Here is a 20,371-nt window from a genome sequence, read left to right as displayed (position 1 = left end):
TGAACTGTGTCTATAGACACACTGTAAGCGTATAACCGGTTACTTTACCTCCCTTTGATAAATTCGTCCTCTCTGCTTCACTCGAAAGGCGGTTATGTAAAACAAAACACGCTCATTTTGCTTCAAATGAACGTGTTTACAATTTATTCTACTATGTTTTCACTCGAATATAAAGTCTAGGAAAGACGATATGTTTTTGCCCATGCAACGCAAGAAAAAGCGGAGGGCAGACCTAGCCCTTAGTGGCTTAACTTCATTGGGATTAAGCAGATTTGTGAGGAAGTCCTCATATTTAGCAATCATGCTTATATCACCTACAAAACAGAAAGTTTCATCTATGCAATCATAAGCCTTTGTCGGATCAACGCCATCAAAACCGTTAAAATCAGCAAGAAACAGTTTATTTGTTTCATCATAAAAACTCATGCAGGTTTCGATTTCCTCGCCATTTGCTGACATGGATTTGAGTTTGATTTTGATAGTAATATCTCTCAGACCTTCCTTAAAGTTTCCTATCTTGTTGCCCTTTAAGAACTCGATCTGCACAAGTTTATTATTTTTTGAAATAAAAGCCTTGTTGCCGAGGAAGTGAGCGTCACCCTCATACTTTGTGTTGTTAAAAATAAGGTTGTACAAATAGTTTGCTGTCATTGTATTCATAATAAAAACCGTCCTTTCAAGGTTTTAAGTTTTGGACAAGGCTCATTCCTTGACCTTTGGTTATCATAGCATAAAAAGTGTGCGATGTCAATAGCCTGTTTGCGAAAATACGGATTTTTCGCAATCTTTCTTAAGATGCTGATATAAATGCAGGGTAAATAGCAAAACACCTGTCTGTCTAATATACTCCAATTAACTCCATGGACCAATTTGGATTGTCCAATTTACTTCATGATGTTCCTTGGAGTTCATTATACTTCATTAGACTTCGATGGGGTAGGTGCGGAGGGTTATACGCTTACGGGATAGACATCGCTTAATCTAAAACATCAACCCTCTTTCTTTTTCTCACGGATACGCTCTATACCGACAAACTCATGCTTATTATCAGGCTTGAAAGTAACGCCGATCTTGTACTTGCCCTTGCCGTTCTTCTCCTCGATGCTGACCGTGGTGCTGCCGCTGCTTAGAAGAGCCTTGCAGTTGGATTTGGTCAGGGACATGGGCTTTGTGTAATTTATTTCCTTGCCATCCTTAACAAACGAGAAGTGACAGTATGTATTTTTGAATATGACGAATTTGCACCCGCTTTTGTAAGCCGAGCAATAGAAGTTTTTAGTACCGTCAAGTACATCACTGCCGCAGAAAGGACATTTTCCTAAACTGTTGCTGTCTGTAAATTTCTGTGCGGAACAAACAGTAACGTCCTGTGCGATTATCCTTCGAAGTTCATCGGCTGTTTTATCTATTGAGTGCTGCATTGTTTCTTTTCCAAGTTCGACCGATTTTATCATCATGTTGAATTCGATGTTTCTTTCGGTGAAAAGGTCTATATTCAGCTGATGAAGATATCCAATGAAAGCTTCACCTTTTTCGGTGCAGTAATACTTTCCCTGTTTTATATCGAGGTATTTGTAGGTCTTTACGCATTTGGTTATAAGTCCCGTTCTTGTTGCTACAGTGCCAATCTCCATGCCCTTTTTTACAGCTTCATACAGTTCGCTGTCATCGGCAGGGGAGTCATCGTTATCCTGGGCAGATGATGATTTAGCAAAAGGCGCTTTAAGGTACGCATTAAGGGAATCAATGGTATAACGCGGAGGAGCCTTTGTCATCTTATTGTCGATGACCCAAGAGAATGATACAAGTTCTCCGGGAGAAAAAGAAGGGAGCATTTTGTTATCCTCATCATTATCATTGGTTTTCTTAGGCGGTTCATATCGACGGAAACCCGGAGTAAGGGGAGTATCACCCTTTATCTTGAATTCATGAGTGCCATCGGTGAAAACTATCACGGTCCTGTTGACCGTACAAGGCGGAGCAAATACCGCGCAGAAACGCTTGACTATCGTGTTATAGACCTTCTGTTCATCATCGGACAGACCGCTTTCATTTGTCGGAAAGTTAAGCGTAGGTCTGATAGCGGAGTGACTTTCCACCTTGCTGCTGTCAAAGATCTTTTTGCTGACCTTGTGTTCAAGATCGAGGGAGTATACAGCATTCATCTTGTCAGCAACAGCGAATACATCTGCTTTTTCTTCTTCTGCGAAATACTCAGTATCAGCGCGGGGATATGTAATAAATTTCTTGTCGTATAACGACTGGATAATGGGCATCGACTTGTCGAGTGTCATGCCCAGGTCCTTTGATAGCTTACCTTGCAGCGTATCGAGAGAAAACATCTTCGGTGGAGTAACAACAGCTTTTTTCGTATCGATGCTGCCGACCCTGTATACACCCGATGACAGTTCTGTAAGCCGCAGCTGTGCCTGTTCCTGAGTATCGAATTTTTCCTTATCGGTGATAGTTACTTTTATACCGTCCTTTTCCGTTTCACCATGAAGCTGAAAATACGGTGTCGAAACGAAGTTACGTATTTCCAGTTCGCGCTGGTATACGGTATCGACTATCGGGATAATTACTCGACCAACACCCCAGCCTTTACGGACATTAGCTTTTTGCATCAGATAACGGGAAAGATTATATCCGAACAGCCAATCAACGAAAGTTCTCGCATAGCCCGCGTTAGCCAGATCATCGTATTTACTGTCATTTTCCAGTGAGCTAAGGGCTTTCAGTATCGTGCTTTCGGTCTGTTCCGGCAGCCACAGACGATACACAGGCTTTGTGTTCCTAGCGACACGCAGGACGTTACGCACGATGATCTCACCCTCACGGTCCGCATCTCCACAGTGTATGATACCGTCGATCTCAGGCATATCCATCAGTTTCTTGATAAGCGAGTACTGCCTTGCACAGTCCTTATCATTCGGGAACAGTCTGAAATTCGCAGGAATTATCGGAAGAACCGCAGTTTCACCTTCGGCTATATATTTTTCAGGTTCTCCGAGCGTAAGCAGATGCCCGAAACAAAACGTTATCACGTAGCTGCTGCTTTCGTAATAATACAAATCTTTGTTGCCTACACGCTGAACATTCTCACGATGTGCTATCGCATCACGGACATTCTTAGCTAAACTCGGTTTTTCGCATATTATAAGCTTTTTCATTCTTTCTTTTTCCTTTCTCTTGGTGTTCTCGGCTGAAATCGTTCAGCCTTGTATACTGCATCGAAAAAATCGGCTGGAACTTTCAATGCATAACAGATACGCTCGAGCATCTCTAGATCAGGTATGTTGTCACCACATTCCCATGTGTATACAGTGAACTTAGTGCAGCAGATAGTATCCGCAAGCTTTGCTTGTGATATACCCGCCTGCGTTCGTGTTTTCTTTAGCAGTTCTGCAAATGAAACATTTGCTTTAGGTTTAGTTTTGGGTGGTTCATCACCTAGCTGAAACTTAGCTTCCATCATCATGAGCTCATAGTAGTTCAATCCAAATCTCCGGGAGAAAAGAAAGAACGTGTTCGCTATCACGCGGATATCGTTCTCAACCCCGGCTTCAATATTCCCGAAGTCACTTGACTTGAATCCACAGGTTTCTGCGCAGTAATGAATAGTTCCGTAGTTCTCACGTATTATTCTCAGATAATCACGAGCTGTTATTTTCTTCATAGTAACACACCTTTTCCTCACAATAATACGCTGCTTTATATTCTACGATAATATACATAGTTTTATAAACTAAATATATTTTTTCTTTCTCTAGGATAATACAAAAGTGGGTACTGATAATGACAGCTCAAATCAGCCCCCACCCTCATCGTAAAAATAATTGCAGCATTTTTTTCCAAAAGCCTTGACAAAATCATTTTTATGTGATATTATCATGTTGAAGTCGAGTATTGCAAGTTCTTGACTATATCGTGATTGATGTGAGAGCCTTGTCCGAGGGGCTCTCATTTCTTTTGCCCTTTTTTTCTTTATTCGCCCCTTGACCCTCAATACAATGAAGTACAAATTATCTGTGTGATCGCCTGCCTTTGTTCTGCGCCTAGTTCGGAATATGAGCCTTGTTTTTATCAACGCACCAACAAGCTCTATGACTTCACTGCGTTTAAGCTGCATCATCTCGGCAAGGTCATTATAGCTATGGAAGAAGGACCTTTTATTGCTGTCAGCCAACTTACAGAAAAGCGCATACGCATAGAACATCTTCTGCGACAGACCCAGCTTAAAAACATCGTTAGGCATATAAAAATAATCCGAGAGGAAAGAAAAGGCTTGCAGATCGTAGTGAGTCGCACCCAGACAGCCGTTAGCACGTGTCTGACGATATTGGTGAGTAATGATACCCTTTTCAGACAAAGCCTTTAAAACACGCTTAACGGTTGCAACAGACAGTCCACAGCTTGCTGCTATCGTTTCCTGCTTGATGCAGACTGCATATCCGTTGGTTGTCAGCTTGGTGTGACGGTTAACGATGCTGTACAGGCGGCAGGCTACCATTAGTTCGTTACGGGACAGCTCCAGCAGTTTATTTGGAATTTTCATTTTACACCTCGATCTAATAAAATAAAAAAGCAGACAGTTAAGATCTGTCTGCTTTATATTATACACTATTCCATAGTGTATGTCAAGTATTATTATTATGTTCTTCTATGTATTTATCGATAACTTCCCGAAAGATCGCAGAGGGATTGGTACCGTTTTGTCTTGCAAGTTCCTGAAACATCTCCGCTTTTTCTTTTCGTACATTTACTGCAATCTGTTTCATATTTGCTTTATTCCATTTTGCATTTGCTTTTTTTTGAGCTTCTGTCAATGCCATTCTATCACCTCCATAATCGGTTGTGTATGTCAAGAGTTGTCCTCAATATATTTATCTACGAATTCTTTGAATAGAGCGTTTGGTGTTGTATTGTTTTTGTACGCAAGTTCTTTAAACTTAGCAGCCTTTTCTTTGCGAAGTCTGACTGCTAGATTAGTTAAGTTCTCTTTGCCCCATTTGATATTGGCTTTCTGATGAGCTTCTGAAACAGCCATTGTGTCACCTCTTTATAATTATAGTATATCCGAAACAGGAGTGTTTGTCAACCTCTTTTACAAGAAAAGTTAGATAATTCATTAATTGATTACACATTATGAGAATTCTCGATGTACTTGCGTATTTCTTCACGTTCTGTCATATCCAGATTGCCGCGCCCGATAGCCATTTTTATTATTTTCTCGACTTCGCTCAGATTATTGTTTTTATATTCATTAGTGAACTGTCCGCTGGACAATTCGTCCAGCTTTTTAATGATGACTTGCAGCCTTGAATTGAGAGCAACACTTTCATTTACAGCGTTATTAGCAAAATCAGTGCGGACATTTTTTTCAAGATTGACTTTTTTTCGTGCTTCAAATGACTTACGTACATCGTTCCAGTTCGTCACAAGCTGAGCAAAGCCATTCTCGTCATTTTCCAGCATTGGTTTTCCCGTCTTCTCATTTAATTTAGGTCTAAATAGTGGTTTCCAAAGGATTTCCATATCAAAAATCGTGACTGAAAGTGGCAAATCTATCAGATTCATATCCTTTGAAATATCGTCTTGAGAAGTAGTTTTTATTCCCAGTTTATAAAATGGTTCAAATTTTGTTTTGATTGGAAATATACGCTGGCGTTTAGTTATAGCAGATCCGAACGGCATAGTAGATAGTTCACTGGCTGTCATAAGTGCCTGACCTTCTACTACTAGGTTCTGGTGTTCAACGAATTCACTAAGCTTACCGCTATACGTAGAATACTCTACCGTTTTAGTGCCGAGTACTTTGGAGAAGTATTCATTTGTTTCATTGTCCAGCGAATTAATGTATATCAGATTACCACAGTTAGATCGTATGGTTTTTGCGGAATCGCCGTACTTGGTGTCAAGCTGATTTAGATCCTGAATAAACAGGTTAAAAAGCAGATTTCTTCCTGCACCAACGGTTATTTTACTGTCCATATCAGGAATACGTACCATGTTGCCGAATTCGTCGAGTATAAAATGCACACGCTGCGGCAGCTTCTGACCTACACATTTTGCGGAAAGGGAAACCAGTGTATTATAACACTGATTAACGAACAAGGAACTGATTATCCAACGTGCTGGATTATCATCAGGAACAACCATGAATACAGCCATAGGCTTTTCAGGGTCAACAAGTTCATAGAAATTGATTTGATTACCTGATGTGAGTTTAGCGATACCCTGATCAGAACCAAATATGTTGATATTTGATGCAAGTGTTGCGAAAATAGAAGAACGCATCTCTCCAGAAGAAAATCGTGATACCGCATAAGCAGCTACGGCAGGATTCTGAGGATCCTTGCGCTGAAGATCCTGGAACAGTTCATCGAGAGCATTGACCTCGCGATTAAGTTGACGTTCATTCTGTGAACCAAAGTCGATGAACATCTCATATACAGAGTACATTGATACTTTTTCGATGCAGTTGTTATCGTACCCCTTTTCAAGTTGATATAATATCATTGCTTTCAGCAGTGCTTTTGCACTTTCGGGCCATACCTGATCAGCTGTTTCGTTGTGTGTGAAAGTATCAGCAACAGATTCTATCATTGTAATACACATGGATAGATCATCATTTTCCTTACGGCAGCGTTTGTATTCGTCGATTATGACTTGTAGTGGATTCCATAATGAAGATTTTTTTGTATCTCGCAGATTCAGCACAACTACATTATAACCGTTATCTTTCAGTAGTTTATATGTATTCTCCAGCAACTCACCTTTAGGATCGTTTAGCACCATGCTGTGCTTTGACTTTGATAGAGCGATATGACGTATCATTGGAAGTACGAAGGTCTGACCTTTACCGGAACGTGTAGTACCAATTATAAGACTGTGTATCGTTTCGCAGTCAATGTAGTATTTGCCATTTTCGTATGCTAGTATGATACCGCTTTTTTCTGCGCTTTCCATATCATTAGCAGGGAAGGAATAGAACAGTTTTTTTAGTTCTTTTTCATTAAGGAATCGGTCTTTACCCTTGATCTCCTTGTTGTCATGCGTTACGTGCCACTTGACATCGAGCTTGAAAGTGATATAAAAAGCAGTCGCAAAGGTTATTAGTAAAACCATTGGCAAATCAAATCCTTTGGGCTGTTTATAGAGAAATTCGATTTGGAATTTCATGATTTTATTTACAGCTTGCTTATCATTAAGGACAGCTACGGCTTTTGTTGCAAGTACAAAATAATTAAGCGCGACATTTATCAGCAAAAAGAAAAACAGCGAAAAGCCCAGTAGCTGACTTAATCTAACCAAACCTCTGTTATCTTTGTTTTTTTCTTCCATTTCATCATCACCTATCCATTTCCTTTTTCTTTCCTCTCGGATAACACCTTAATAGTATGGAGTGTATTCAAGATATTCATCATTGCTGATTTGATTCTCATAGTCGAATTCACGTTGAAGTTGCTTTATATGTGCATCATATTCAGCCATGATGCTTCTAAGTTGTGACCAGCACATATTGGCATTATAAGTCGATGCGGCTACTGATCGACGCAGCATCGGCGCTTTTTTTGTTCTCTGCATATATCGCAGCATTTCTTTTGCGGCTTCATTACCATCGGCGGCAGAACGTTTGAACCAACTTTTAGCAGAAGAAGCATTTTTGTCTGAAAAATATATTTTTCCTAACTGATAACTTGCCCAGTTGTTTGTGTCCGCAACTTCCTTAAAAAAAGCAATCGCTTTTTTATGGTTGCATTTTTCCTCAGTCATATAGAGCTTGCCCAGGGAGTATGCAGCAAGTTCCTTATGTTCGCTAGAACTGTATGCTTGCAGCAGATATCGTTCTGCAAGATCAACATTTCGTGGAGTAACTTTTCCGTCGAGGTATACCTTACCTAAACGATATGCAGATAACGTATCACCTTGATCTGCTAGCCTTTTGAATATCTCCATGCCCATCTGTACCTTATCGGTTGTCACCGGAATATGTTTCCCGGATAAATATTCGTTGGCAAGGAAACGTTCAGCGTTTGTGTTTCCCGCCTTAATTGCTTTTTTGAGATATGTTTCACCTATTGAAATGTTTGGTGTGATATCTGTACCTTCGATGAGAGCCTTGCCATATTCATATAGTGCATTTTTGTTGCCTTGCTTTGCTGACATTGCGAAAAACTCCAAAGATTTTGAGACATCTATATCTGTTCCAAGACCTTTTTTATACATATAGCCGATCTTGTAGAGTAAATTATCATCCGCTTGCTCTTTTTCATTAAGCTTTAGGAAAGCATCTAGCGCTATGCGGTAGTTCTCATAGGCTTTGTTTAGATCCTGTGTTGTACCGTCACCAGTCTGATACATCTGAGCTACAGCATAGTTCGCATAAGGCATATTCAGCTGTGCAGCTCTTGAGTACCACTTAAAAGCTGTTTCATGGTCAGTGTTTGTTCCTCTCCCATAATAATAACAGTTAGCTAGGCTGTACATAGCGTATTTGTTACCACTTTCGGCTGACGATGAATAAAATCGATAGGCTTTTTCATCGTCAGCTTCAACACCTAAGCCATAGGAGTACATTTTTCCGATACGATATTGAATGTATGATGTATGTTTGCTACCTGTTTTTAGGAGATCATTGAACACATCGAAAGCTTCATGATAATACTTGTCAGATTTTTCTTTATCTGCTGCTCCCAGCAGTTCAGTATTATAAAGCTTTCCGAGATCGTGAATCGCAAGTACGTTTCCGTTTTTTGCTTCTGAAAGCAATAGCTGTTCGGCTTTGATGTAGTCATCGATTATTGATTTCTTACTGTAAATCAGTTTACAAGCTTGCTTGTATTCATTTGTCCAGTCAAGATGATAATTGCCGGCAATAACTGTAGAGTTATGTGCATCATGATCAAACGTCTGTTCTTCGTCGATGATGTTTGTATCATCATTATAATCGTGCCGGTATGATCTATCATTTTGCATATTAAAATGATGTTGGTCATCGAATTCCTGTTCTTGCTCTGTATCCTGTTTTTGTTCAGCTAGCTTTTTCTTATATGACTGCGCCACCTTATGCGCGATCTTGTTTCCGTTTTTATATGAGTTATTAAGATAATATAATCCCTCTTCGGGACTATCGTTCTTTAACATCATTATGCCGTAAGCATATTGTGCATAAGCGTGACCGTTATCGGCAGAGCGCCGCATCCATTCTGCACCTTGCTTTATATCATCGTCAGACAGATAAAGTTTGCCTAGCTGATACTGAGAATCACGGTCATTATTGTTTGCCGACATAAGCAAATATTTTTCTGATAGTTTTTTGTCTTTATCCTTGTAGTACATACCAAGCGCAAAAGCAGCTGTATCAGAAATATCGGCTACACTTTCAAGCTGTTTGATGTCATCATCATCTTTGATAAGCCCAAGCGCATTGTTCGCAATATTATAGTTGCTGATGTATTTGTTATTACTGAGCAGATAATCTCGAAGTTCATCATTATCCCTTTTTTCTTCTCTCCCGGATACACCCTTATCGCTCAGTCGTTTTATAAGTTCATCGGACCCGGTATCAGGAAATTCACCGTTTTTCATTTCCTTAATGTGTTTTAACAGAATGTTTCCGGCACGATTATAGAAGTCCTCCATCTGATGTTCCGAATAAGTAAGCGCCTGCGATTCGTCACCATAAAAATCCTGATACTGCCTATCCATCATACCTAACGATGATACATACAAGTCAAATGACTTTTTAAGTTCGGGATCCGAGCCGATTATCTTATCAATACACTTGTCGATCTCGCGCTGGAAAGGTTTCATGCGATGATTACCATACTGCATTGCAATATTCGGCGGAAATCTATTCGCCAATTCAAGCAGCATCTTTTCGGCATCGCCCATAGCATCGGACAGCTGAGGGAAAAGTATCTCACGTTTGATTCGTGTTATCTCGGGTGTATGTGTCTGATTGATTATGCCGTTTGCTATCGTTGACTTTAATGTTTTGATAGCATCCTGTTCTATGCAGTCCTGATTTTTATCTTTGTGATTCCTGCGTGTAGTTCTTTCCAGCGGATACATAGCAAAATGTATGTGGATATTATCTGTGTTTTCATGTATCGCACCTATCCAGTTGATGTTATCAGCGGAAAGCTTGTCTGACTTGTCGATCATCTTATTTATACCATTACGAACCACGTTCTTTAGTTTAATGTAGTCAATGGCACTTCCGATCATGATACCGTTGTTACGCAGAAATTCATTATTAAAAGAAATCACACCGCCATATTTCGGACAGCCGTTATCGCGGGCAACACGCTCCTGTTCGCGGTAAGCTGACATTTGTTCTTTGGTGAGTAGATCATGATCGGTATCGAAAGCGCCTTCTGACTTTTCATTGTTCCTCATGTAGTCGAGAAAGTCCTTGTATTCTTCTTCGTCGGTATGTTCTTTGGGCTTGAACGCGGCAGGACGTGTCATATAGTCATTGAAGTCGCCTTTTATTTTTATGTTTTTTCCCGAATTATTATTGTCGGGACGAATGTACCAATTATACAAAAACTGTATCTTAAAAAATACTGCCGGTGAAGCCATTAATAACCGCCCCCGAAGTTAGCTTTGTTGATAGAATTTTGTCTTTGCTGAGAGTTGTAATTCTGTTTTGCCTGCTGTAAACTTTTATGTATCGTTTGGCTGTTAATGTTTTCGTCAGCTGTGTCTGTGTTCTCAACTCCCAAGAAGTTGAGGTAGCTGTTAACACCGTCGCGTGTTTCGTAGGTGTATTCCTTTACATCACTCATCTGGTGTGACAGTTTTGATAGTGCAACTTCCATACGATCGAGCCTAGACGCTATATCAGATTTTGCCCTCTTACGTTCGGCTGTACTCGGCAGTTCACCGTAGTCGCTTGTTATGTTCTCGGCAATGGCTGCTTCAATTATCAGCGCCCTGATAAGTTCTGATGTATTTGAAAGACCACGTTCTGTTTTTAACAGGTCTATCAATTCAACTGTTCTTTCATCTAGTGAAAATATTCTTCTTTGACGCGGCATTTTACACACTCCTTTTGTATTGTGGCTGAGAATAGTACAAAGAGCATAAAGGAGATGGGACATCTCCAGTAAGAAAGTGCGGTAGTACCGCACTTTTATGACAATTAATATGGGATTTGATTTAGGATATTTGTTCATACAGTCATACCGTTATATGAGGTTAATGGTGTGAGTTTGTTCATACAAGCATACTACGCTATTAGCTATTGTTCATACAGACATACTGCATTGTTCATACAGACATACAGCATTGTTCATACAGACATACAGCATTGTTCATACAAACATACCATATAATTCCTAAATATTACCATTTATTACTGATTGCTATTATTCATCTGAACTCTCCGCAGCATTTATTATCGCCAAAAGTTGCTTAGAATTTAAGTCATTAGCATCAATTTTATCGAGTTCCGGATACAGAAAATTCTCTAATTTCTGTGTTATTCTTATTAATCTTAGCATAGTTCTGTATACATCAGTGATGAGTTCCGAGGAGTTTGCAGATGTGTTTTTTATTTCATCACGACACAAAGAGCGAACTATTTTCGGAAGAAACTCGACCATTTCATCATTATTGCAGGCAACATATTCCTCAATAATTTTGCATATCATATCATTCCTTGATACTATTCCACGCTTTATCATTATATTATCTAGTTCATTAAGCGTTTTATCTGAAAGACCTCTTATGTGAATATCATTCTTACTTTTACTCATATAAGTTACTCCTTTTTTATTCTCCGGGAGAGAAGAAATCAGCACCAATATTATCAAAATAGTCCTCGGCTGTGCCGAATTTTTTCTCGATTTTCTTTCTGTTGTAGTTACGGATAACGAAACAGCTTGAAGCAAGATATAAAAAGAAACCTTGTTCAAGTGAGTTAGGAGCAAGGTCAAATTCTAATATATTTTCAAGAGGTTCGTCAAGCTTTTTGTTGTCCAAAGTGAATGAACTTAGGTTTGTATCTTCACTGGTTTTAAAGCACAAACGAAATTTTTCATAGCTGTTATTTGCAAATTCTGCTCGTAGAATATCTTCATAAGCTACATTCAGAACACGCTTGAAACGATAGCTGTTTGTATAATATATAAGTTCCATCTTACGTTCTCCGGCATATATTTCAAGCAAGTGTTCATCGTTCTTTGATGTATTCTTAAATAGAACGGAACCGATGATAAGAAGTATTATACCTAACCACAGGAATATGCTTGGCAGCCTGAGAACGAACAGCAACATACATATTATACCGGCAGCGATTATCCCTACGTTTTTATAAAATACTTTCTTTTTTATTCGGACATTCTCGGTGAAATCCTGTTCAACACCATCGCGAAATTCGCTATACGGATATTCAAAAAAGTTATTATCGTCCATGATAATCTCCCATGTCAAGGTTCAAAATATACTGCCTGTCTACTTCAAAAGCTTGATGATCTGTTTCCTGTGAGAACAATAATACGTTGTCCAGATGAGCATTTATATATTCGATCTGTATATCTGTTGCGGTGGTTTTTCCATAACCGTACTTGTATTCTGTCACATGAAAATCAACATAATCGCCGTCAGGATACCAATCGTTTTCATCAAAGAAATCTCTGATATGTTCGTAAAATATATCGTTATCCATCATATCCATAGAAGTTGCTACGCTATTTCCCGCATATGAAATAACGCAGAAAGTGAATCCATCCGAACCGTAACTGTCAAGATTATCCTGCAAGTTTTTGGATATATCGTCACGTATTCTTTCGGGAATCAGACCGTCTATCATTATCTTAGAGTATTCATCGTTAGTAATATACCTCTGCTTATCGATGATATTTGCGCGTACTGCGAAGTCTTCAAGAGCACTTTTTCTTGTCATCATATAGTGTCCGTTGCTGACACCATCTGTTGTATTACCGTTCCATGTTGCATAGGTAAGGTCGGGCAAACGAACACCGACAACAGTATTATTTATCTCCATCATTACGCTGTAGTTGTCAAGTCCGTTGAAATTACCGTTCTCGGGAAACGCTCTTCCGTTCTTAAAATCATCAATTCCTTGCCTGATTATGTAGTCGATTTCCTTGTCAGATCTGCCGAAATAAGAAAGCTTAACATCGTCATTAAACGGATATTTATCGTATGATATATTGTTTCTATCAGTCATTTTTTCATCCTCCTGTTATAAATGATATCTGTGTCTATAGACACATTATTTATGATACTGTCACCATGCAGCTTGCTTTCAGACCGCCGTCATTTGTCGTTGCGGTGATTATAGCCTTACCTTTTCCGACTGCTTTTATCTCTCCGTTTGCATCGATAACAGCAATATCTTCACGGTTACTCTCCCATTTTACTGACTTGTCATCTGCATTATCTGGTGATATTACAGCCTTGATTTTATGTTTTTCACCGATTTTAAGAGTAACATTATTTGCAGCATAGTCTGTTTCCAGCTTGATACCGTCCACATGAATAATAGCTCTTGTGACAGGCGCAGGTGTTGTTGTAACGGTCGGCTGAGGTGTTGTTGCTGTAGTTGTTACTGATGTTGTAACTTGCTTAGTGGTTGTTGTTCCTTCTTCTCTCGGAGGTTCTTCATAGTCGTTGTAATTATTACCTCCGCCTGAATATCCTCCACCGGAATACCCACCTGAATAACCTCCAACATTTCCATTTCCTACTGAATTATTATGACTAGCAGCGGAGGAACTGTTATCTTTTTTTGAAGAAGATGATGAGCTTTCAGAAATTCGGCTAGTTGTTGTGATTTGACGACTGTCCGGCACAAGCATAGGTTTTGTTGTAGTTGTTGTTATAGAAGTATACTCAGGCTTTGAGGAATCATCATCATATTCGCTGCTCGTATCATCACTTTCTTGCGATGATAGATCCTTGCCTTTGGGATCGTAATCCTTGGAATCCATGAATTCTATATCGCGCTTATCAATACAAATGACCACTTTATATGTCTTGCCTTCAATCAGTTCACCTTTGATCGTATCACCGAATTCATCGACTTTATCATCGGCATAGTGGTCATTTTCTTTATAAGAGACAGCAATACCGATGTAAGAAAACTCACTTTCAGCATCACTTATTTTCGCAAGTGATGATATATCACTCAGCTGATCTATGGTCATATTCGATGTTACATCTTTGTATTTGCCACCTTTATAATAATAGTATACTGACTCTATCTCAGGCTTTACTTCTTCAGTTTTGCCTGATTTTTTTATTACAGATAGCATAAAATCAAGTTCTGATTTATCTTCAAGATAAGCTGCATCAGATACCTTTATCATGTAGGCGCCTAGCTCTATGCTTTCGTTGTAGTATTTGCTTTTATTGTCATTTGCTTTAGATCTCAAAGCAGGATAGCTCAGCATGAAGAAGAATAGAGGGATCGTTATGAGAATGAATAAGGTATATATTATATTACTTTTTTTAGTTTCCATATCATTACTCCTTTGCGATGTCAATCAATTCTTGTCCGAATTTGATTACAGTATTAGCTACAAGCGTATAAAGATAATCACTATCTTCTTTTTCAAATCCAAAAACGCTGAGTACTTCGTTAGTAAATATATTGCAGAAGTTTTCCCTTGCAGCAGGATCATCTAAAAGCAGTTTGCCGTATTCTTTCATACTCATTTCTGTATAATACCGATTGAATATTTTGTGTATTATCTCACTTCTATCCTGCGCATTACCTATATACATCAGGTCACAATCCGTCGCCAGTTTGTAACAGTGAACTTTGTTTCGTCCGGCTGAAAGCGACATGAGCATCTCTCCAGCCTGAAAATTCGTTGAGTTATTCAATTCTGAAAGAGTGAATTGACCGAATATCTCATGCAACTTCTGTATGCTGTCAGGCGATTGTTTTAGTATAATTTTGTACTGTACAAGCTGAAAAATCGTCTTTATAACGTCTGTTTCAGCGCTGTCTGAGGACGGAAGAAAGTCCAGTATAGACTGTGATGCAAACCATAATCCAGCATCGTACTTACGCGAACGTCTGAGCAGATTTTCAATAAACTTCGTTACCTGTCTGTTCTTTACTGAAATAAAACGATGAGCTTCATCGATCAGACATACGATATTACGTTTATCATTTGTGCTGAGTGCATTAAGATTATGTTCTCTGTTTTTGCATATTTCAGCCCACATAAGTGATAAAATATTAAATAACTGTGCGTTATAGACATTCGTATCCATTTCCGAAATCTGTTTTACATCAAAGACGATGAGGTTTTTGTCATCGATATTTACATTTGTATAATTATCGAACATTGTTCCGAAAGCACCATACTTGGATAACTGCTTGACTTGTGTTTCAAGCTTTTTATAGTTCGATCTTTCGTATTCAGACAGAGTTTGATCCTTTTGAATGTTCGTGAGATAATTGTATAGGTCACTGAAAATAGGAAACTGTTCCGGGAGAAAAGAAAATATATCCGTTGTATCAGTTATGCCTTTTTCCTTATATACTGCGACCAGAACATCACGAAGCGCAAACAGTTCATCATCGGAAAGTGATGGATTATACTGACCGAAAAATGAGCATATCCTAGATATTTCCGAGGTAAAGTTCATTGATATTGCTTCTGATTTTGTTATCGAAGCTCCATCATTTTCATCTTCATTCTCAGCATCGGCAAGTACGGTCATACGTATCTGTAATGGATTTATCGTACTGCCGCGAGACATTCGTATAACTTGTCCATCGAACATTTTTGCCATATCTTTGTATTCACTTTCAATATCGAGAACCATTACCTTGTTACTCAATAGCAGCTGATCCTGAAGCATTGTTTTCAATGTGACCGACTTACCGGAGCCCTTAACACCGACAGCGATTAGATCATAAGAGTTACGACCTTGCTTATCATTACGATAAAAACTGTTAAAAACATTAAGCCCGTGAGTATCGGTATACCCGAAGAAAATGCCTGAAGGATCCGTGTGCGACTGATAGTAAAAAGGGTACTGACGTTTATATGTATCCTGCAATGGATAGGGTGTCTGAATAGTATTACTATCTCTTGTCATGCCGAAATACTCCGATTTCAGGTCATTGATCGGCACAAAAGATGTAATACCTCTCGTTTCCAACTCTACGGAAATATCTCGTACACGCTTGCTGAGGTCATCATAACTGTCAGAGGTTACGAAAAATCGCAGCGTAGTATACACCATCTGTTCGTTGCCACTGCTTATTTCATTATATATAGCAGTCAGTTTATCGAATTCGTTCTGAGTATCGATATCATCAGCAACATCCTGCTTTATAACTGAACGTGACCGCAGCTCCTTGAGAGATTGTTTGATCTCATCTATTACTATTTGCTTAGATCTAAATTTGACATCAAATGTGATGGTGCAGTCCGCGAAGGTCGATACAAGTGCAGCCAGTTCAAGATCATTAAGATTAGCAGGGTAGTCATTGACTACCAAAGAGGTGATGTACTTGTCCTCAATCTTGAAATAATTCTGAAAAAACTTTATTTCTGTAGGCAGTGTTTTATCGTTTGTTTCGGTGTACGTGTGCAGTTTATCACTTTGAGTGTCGAAACAAAGATACTTGTTAAAGAATTCAATTGTCTGTTCCTCATTGCAAAAAAGAACATTGGTATCTTTCATTTCATGCTTAAATCGTTTGCAGCAGTCGTTTAACTCAGAAATCTTATCAGAGAAAACCAGGAGATATGCAAGCCTGTCATTGTGGTTTTCTTCAAATTCCAGGAACTCATTTTCTTTTCTTTCCATCATACGCATTATATATCTATGAGTGATGTTTCTTCGCTTGAGCAGCAGATTGTTCTTCTGCTGCTCAAAATAAGGCGATGATGTGGTGAAAATGTACTTGTGAGCGCATTTCATTGTAGTTGTTGCCTTGGCAAAGTTCTGGAATACGGATTCCATATCATTGTCCGTGTAATGGAAGATATCAATTCCCGATACCATCAACAGTGATATGTATTGATCTTTTCCGTCAGCCTTTATCTTAAATATGAATTCCTCATCTGGAACACTGAATGAATTAAGGTCGATCAGATTGTCAAGAAACATCGCTGATGTAACACGGACCTTTTTAGTTTTCTTTATGTTTTTTATTTTTATTTCTCTTAGACTTTTCATTTTCTTTCTCCTTGATCGTCTGCTGGTATTCAATATAATCATGATTGGAAGAACCAATAAAAAAGTTGTTGTCAAACTTAAATCGGATAAAGTTTATCAGACCGCGGGCAAAAGACTGAGAGGGATTAGTAAGTGATTTTCCGGTCAGAATGAAGTATACGATTATAGAACAAGCGATAAAAAGCCATTGCATCGCTCCACCTATCAGGGAACCTATCATTGATGATATCATGATTATGACAAAAAGCCCCATAAAACGCTGTGCAGTCAGACCTTTGAATACTTTTGTCTCAGACTTGGTCTTTTTAGGTATCATTCCCATAATTAATCTCCTTTGCGTTTATTTGTTGAGGTCATTATATACTTGCTGATTTGTAGGCTCATTAGCAATATTATTGGTAGGCTTATTAAAAGCATTGCCGATATTTGCTGTATTGTTCGATGTTGTGTTAACATTATTCTGTCCATTTATTCCATCAATGCCATTTTTACCGTCATTGCCATTATGACCATTAACTCCATTTATACCCATTTCGCCTTTATCGCCCTTAGATGCAGCTAGATTGGAGTTGCCTGAATCATTTTTTTCAGTGGTGACTGTATTTGTATTACTTGTTTCTGTTCTGCCGATAGTCGGCGTGCTTGCAGAGCCTGCATTGGATGATGTATGGTTGCTGCTATGTCCAATGCTTGAATTACTTGTTGCCGCAGTGTACACGCCTTTAACACCATGAACTGCAGTTGAAACTGCACCTTGAGAATTTCTTGCCTCATTTTCTCCGGTCATATAACCTTTACCAGCTCCTACGATTCCACCACCGATGCCACCAAACGCAGAACCAATACCAGAAAAAGTATTAGATAATATCTTACCACCTACATTTTTATAGGAACCATCAGAATTTGTGGCGACATTTTGGACTATATTTCTACCAAAATCAGCACCGGACTTCATTCCTGAATGAACTCCGGCTATTCCTCCTGCAACAGCAGCGGCAGTTGTGTTTCCTTTCTTCACAATGTTACCTACGGTCCTGCTTGTATTGCTAACAGCACTGCCTGCGATCTGTGTTGCAGATCTGATCGACATTATAGCAGCTGCACCCGATTTAACGCCTGCATCAACACCAAGTATCTTAACAATAAGATCGGGTCCGTCGATGACAAACATAGCTCCTCCAACAGTGAGAGCTATCAGGACGGTAAACGGATAGTTCTTGTCCTGTGCAGATATCAGCACGTAGATATAAAGTCTAAGGATAAAAATAACAGCTATCATTACGATGTTGCACGATATAAGGTTCTGTACAACTTGTTTTGCTCTACCTGAACCACTTAGATCAGATGCTACGACCAACGGTGCTACAATCTGTGCGAAAAGCAAATCAAAAAGCAGTCTTACGATCTTAATCATAGCAAAACACATACTAATAAGAGTGACTACAACTAAAATGAACGTAGGAAGGAAGTCAATGTAATAATAGTAGACTTCTTCATATCCGTCAACGTATATCATCGCATTAAGAGCTGCCGAGAATGGTTCATCTTTTTTTGCAGCTTCCTGCATTTCCTTAGTATGAAGTGGTTCAAACTGAGCTACGCCATTGTCTTTCTTGTCTTCAATTATTTTACGATAGTTTTCTTCCATATTCAGATATTCAATGAGGCTGAAATTGGTACCATATTGTTTAAGATATACCTTATTATCTTCAATTCTTCTTATTAGTTCCTCAACGCTACTGGGAGAATTACCGATCAAATTATAGTAGGACCATTCAGCAGTAAATACTTTGTTGAATTCGCTTGGAATATCATTACTCAGAGCAAGTTCATTCATATACTCAACCATACGACAATTTATTTTTGTTATGTAGTTAAATGCAGGAAATGAATCATACTGCCAATGACTGTACCATTTTGGGTCTTTACTAGCATCTTCCTGTGAACTATAACCAAATTGTTCGTAATTATTTTCGTCGATCCTTTTCCATGTCGATAGATAAGGGATAGCTTTTGGCGTTTTTTTGGTCATATCTACATCTGTATATATGGTGTCACCCTCGAATATTTGTGAAACAGGGCTATAGACTGTAAAGCCATTATACGGAGCGAACCTACACCATACTTTTTGCCCTCTATCTCTATAAACACCGGCTGCTACTACAGCTCCGCCAACTTTAGTATATATAAAATCCGTGTTACCATCTTTATCATTATGTACCTCGATATAATGATCGTCCTTGTTTGATTTCTCCCAGTATTCGTAGATTGAGAGTATAGTTGATTGATAGTCATACTGTGAAGTTGCATGAGTAAACTCAGCATCAAGCAAAGTTATTTTATCTTCCAGTGTTAGAGTCTCGTATTTTTTCTGAACGACAGCTGGGGCTCTTTGATCCCTGCCTGTATCGCTCCACTTTCTGTCAAAACTGTCAGAGTGGATCGTTTGGTTGATCGGTAAGCTATATACACGTTCCGGACTGCTTTTAAAAACGGCATTATCCGATGAGCTGTACTTTAGTAACTTATTGTTTTTAACCGATTCCTTGACTCTAGTTATGCTGTTAGCAAGTAAATTTTGACCTAACGTAGGGCTCGTTATCGTGGTATCCTCGTTAACAACTATGTCTTCATTAAAGGAGCTTTTAACGCTTTTCACTCCACGGGTACGCAGGCTTGAAAACTGACTGACCAAAGTCGGTAAAGCTACCAGTAACATAATGGATACAAGCAGATTTCGGAAGAAGTCAGACAATCGCATCTTATCAGCATTAATCAGCAGCATAACTGCCGCTATAACAAGCGAAAGAGATACTAATGCCCACGCTACCGGGTATACAACTGATGTAATATTAAATTTATTTTTTATTAGCGTGTATAAATTTATATCTAAAAGGGTTGTAAGTCCTTTGTCGAACTCGTCAATCGTAACGCACATGAACTTGAGCGTGTTGTACTCGACATACCTAATAGCGTTTTTTATTCGATTGTTACCTTCAACGACCCGACCAACTTCATATTTTACGCCCCAGTCAATACTGTCAGTACCTTCGGCTGCTACATGAACTATCGGGATAACAAATACCACGATGATGAATACAGCTACAAAACAGATAGACAGTATTCTCGCTTTTTTTGTGTCTATAGACACACTTTTACTTTTACTCATTTTAATATCCTCCAATCT

Annotated in this window: 16 protein-coding genes; all 16 read right to left on the bottom strand. The window is 38.9% G+C overall.

Annotation, left to right across the window (positions count from 1 at the left end):
• Positions 1-159: 159 nt before the first annotated feature.
• The 16 genes from RUMAL_RS16525 to RUMAL_RS16450 all read right to left on the bottom strand — a co-directional run bounded on the left by RUMAL_RS16525 (position 160) and on the right by RUMAL_RS16450 (position 20,353).
• On the bottom strand, positions 160-660 hold the full coding sequence (locus RUMAL_RS16525; protein WP_013499827.1) for a hypothetical protein: 501 nt from the start codon (positions 658-660) through the stop codon (positions 160-162).
• A gap of 329 nt (positions 661-989) precedes the next feature.
• Positions 990-3,170 carry a type IA DNA topoisomerase gene (locus RUMAL_RS16520; protein WP_013499826.1) on the bottom strand — a complete coding sequence of 727 codons (2,181 nt, stop codon included), beginning with the start codon at positions 3,168-3,170 and terminating at the stop codon, positions 990-992.
• Positions 3,167-3,676, bottom strand: coding sequence for a helix-turn-helix domain-containing protein (locus RUMAL_RS16515; protein ID WP_013499825.1), 510 nt, complete (start codon positions 3,674-3,676; stop codon positions 3,167-3,169). Before RUMAL_RS16515 ends, RUMAL_RS16520 begins: the two co-directional genes overlap by 4 nt.
• Positions 3,677-3,808: 132 nt before the next feature.
• A complete protein-coding gene (locus RUMAL_RS16510) occupies positions 3,809-4,555 on the bottom strand; it encodes a helix-turn-helix domain-containing protein (RefSeq protein WP_013499824.1) in 747 nt (248 codons plus the stop codon).
• An 82-nt stretch (positions 4,556-4,637) separates the two neighbouring features.
• Complete coding sequence (locus tag RUMAL_RS16505; RefSeq protein WP_013499823.1) at positions 4,638-4,832, bottom strand: hypothetical protein; 195 nt, start codon at positions 4,830-4,832, stop codon at positions 4,638-4,640.
• A 29-nt stretch (positions 4,833-4,861) separates the two neighbouring features.
• Entirely contained in the window at positions 4,862-5,047 is a 186-nt protein-coding gene (locus RUMAL_RS16500) for a hypothetical protein (protein ID WP_013499822.1), read from the bottom strand.
• 89 nt (positions 5,048-5,136) lie between these two features.
• Positions 5,137-7,344, bottom strand: coding sequence for a VirD4-like conjugal transfer protein, CD1115 family (locus RUMAL_RS16495; RefSeq protein ID WP_013499821.1), 2,208 nt, complete (start codon positions 7,342-7,344; stop codon positions 5,137-5,139).
• A gap of 48 nt (positions 7,345-7,392) precedes the next feature.
• A complete protein-coding gene (mobL, locus tag RUMAL_RS16490; protein WP_013499820.1) occupies positions 7,393-10,590 on the bottom strand; it encodes a relaxase MobL in 3,198 nt (1,065 codons plus the stop codon).
• Positions 10,590-11,048 carry a ribbon-helix-helix domain-containing protein gene (locus RUMAL_RS16485; RefSeq protein ID WP_013499819.1) on the bottom strand — a complete coding sequence of 153 codons (459 nt, stop codon included), beginning with the start codon at positions 11,046-11,048 and terminating at the stop codon, positions 10,590-10,592. The genes mobL and RUMAL_RS16485 overlap by 1 nt, the downstream gene beginning before the upstream one ends.
• A 330-nt stretch (positions 11,049-11,378) precedes the next feature.
• On the bottom strand, positions 11,379-11,768 hold the full coding sequence (locus RUMAL_RS16480; RefSeq protein WP_013499818.1) for a hypothetical protein: 390 nt from the start codon (positions 11,766-11,768) through the stop codon (positions 11,379-11,381).
• A gap of 16 nt (positions 11,769-11,784) precedes the next feature.
• Complete coding sequence (locus tag RUMAL_RS16475; protein WP_013499817.1) at positions 11,785-12,426, bottom strand: hypothetical protein; 642 nt, start codon at positions 12,424-12,426, stop codon at positions 11,785-11,787.
• Entirely contained in the window at positions 12,416-13,204 is a 789-nt protein-coding gene (locus tag RUMAL_RS16470) for a hypothetical protein (protein ID WP_013499816.1), read from the bottom strand. Before RUMAL_RS16470 ends, RUMAL_RS16475 begins: the two co-directional genes overlap by 11 nt.
• Before the next feature lie 49 nt (positions 13,205-13,253).
• Positions 13,254-14,498: an Ig-like domain-containing protein gene (locus tag RUMAL_RS20955; protein WP_013499815.1), complete on the bottom strand. Its 1,245-nt coding sequence runs from the start codon at positions 14,496-14,498 to the stop codon at positions 13,254-13,256.
• A gap of 4 nt (positions 14,499-14,502) precedes the next feature.
• Positions 14,503-17,184, bottom strand: coding sequence for a VirB4 family type IV secretion system protein (locus RUMAL_RS16460; RefSeq protein ID WP_013499814.1), 2,682 nt, complete (start codon positions 17,182-17,184; stop codon positions 14,503-14,505).
• Positions 17,138-17,506, bottom strand: coding sequence for a DUF5592 family protein (locus RUMAL_RS16455; RefSeq protein ID WP_013499813.1), 369 nt, complete (start codon positions 17,504-17,506; stop codon positions 17,138-17,140). Before RUMAL_RS16455 ends, RUMAL_RS16460 begins: the two co-directional genes overlap by 47 nt.
• An 18-nt stretch (positions 17,507-17,524) precedes the next feature.
• On the bottom strand, positions 17,525-20,353 hold the full coding sequence (locus RUMAL_RS16450) for a DUF8208 domain-containing protein (protein WP_013499812.1): 2,829 nt from the start codon (positions 20,351-20,353) through the stop codon (positions 17,525-17,527).
• Positions 20,354-20,371 lie beyond the last annotated feature (18 nt).

The organism is Ruminococcus albus 7 = DSM 20455 (genome assembly GCF_000179635.2).
In the GTDB taxonomy this organism is placed as follows: Bacteria; Bacillota; Clostridia; order Oscillospirales; family Ruminococcaceae; genus Hominimerdicola; species Hominimerdicola alba.
The sequence above is the reverse complement of the archived record's forward strand: the minus strand, read 5'-3'. Positions and strand labels throughout refer to the sequence as shown.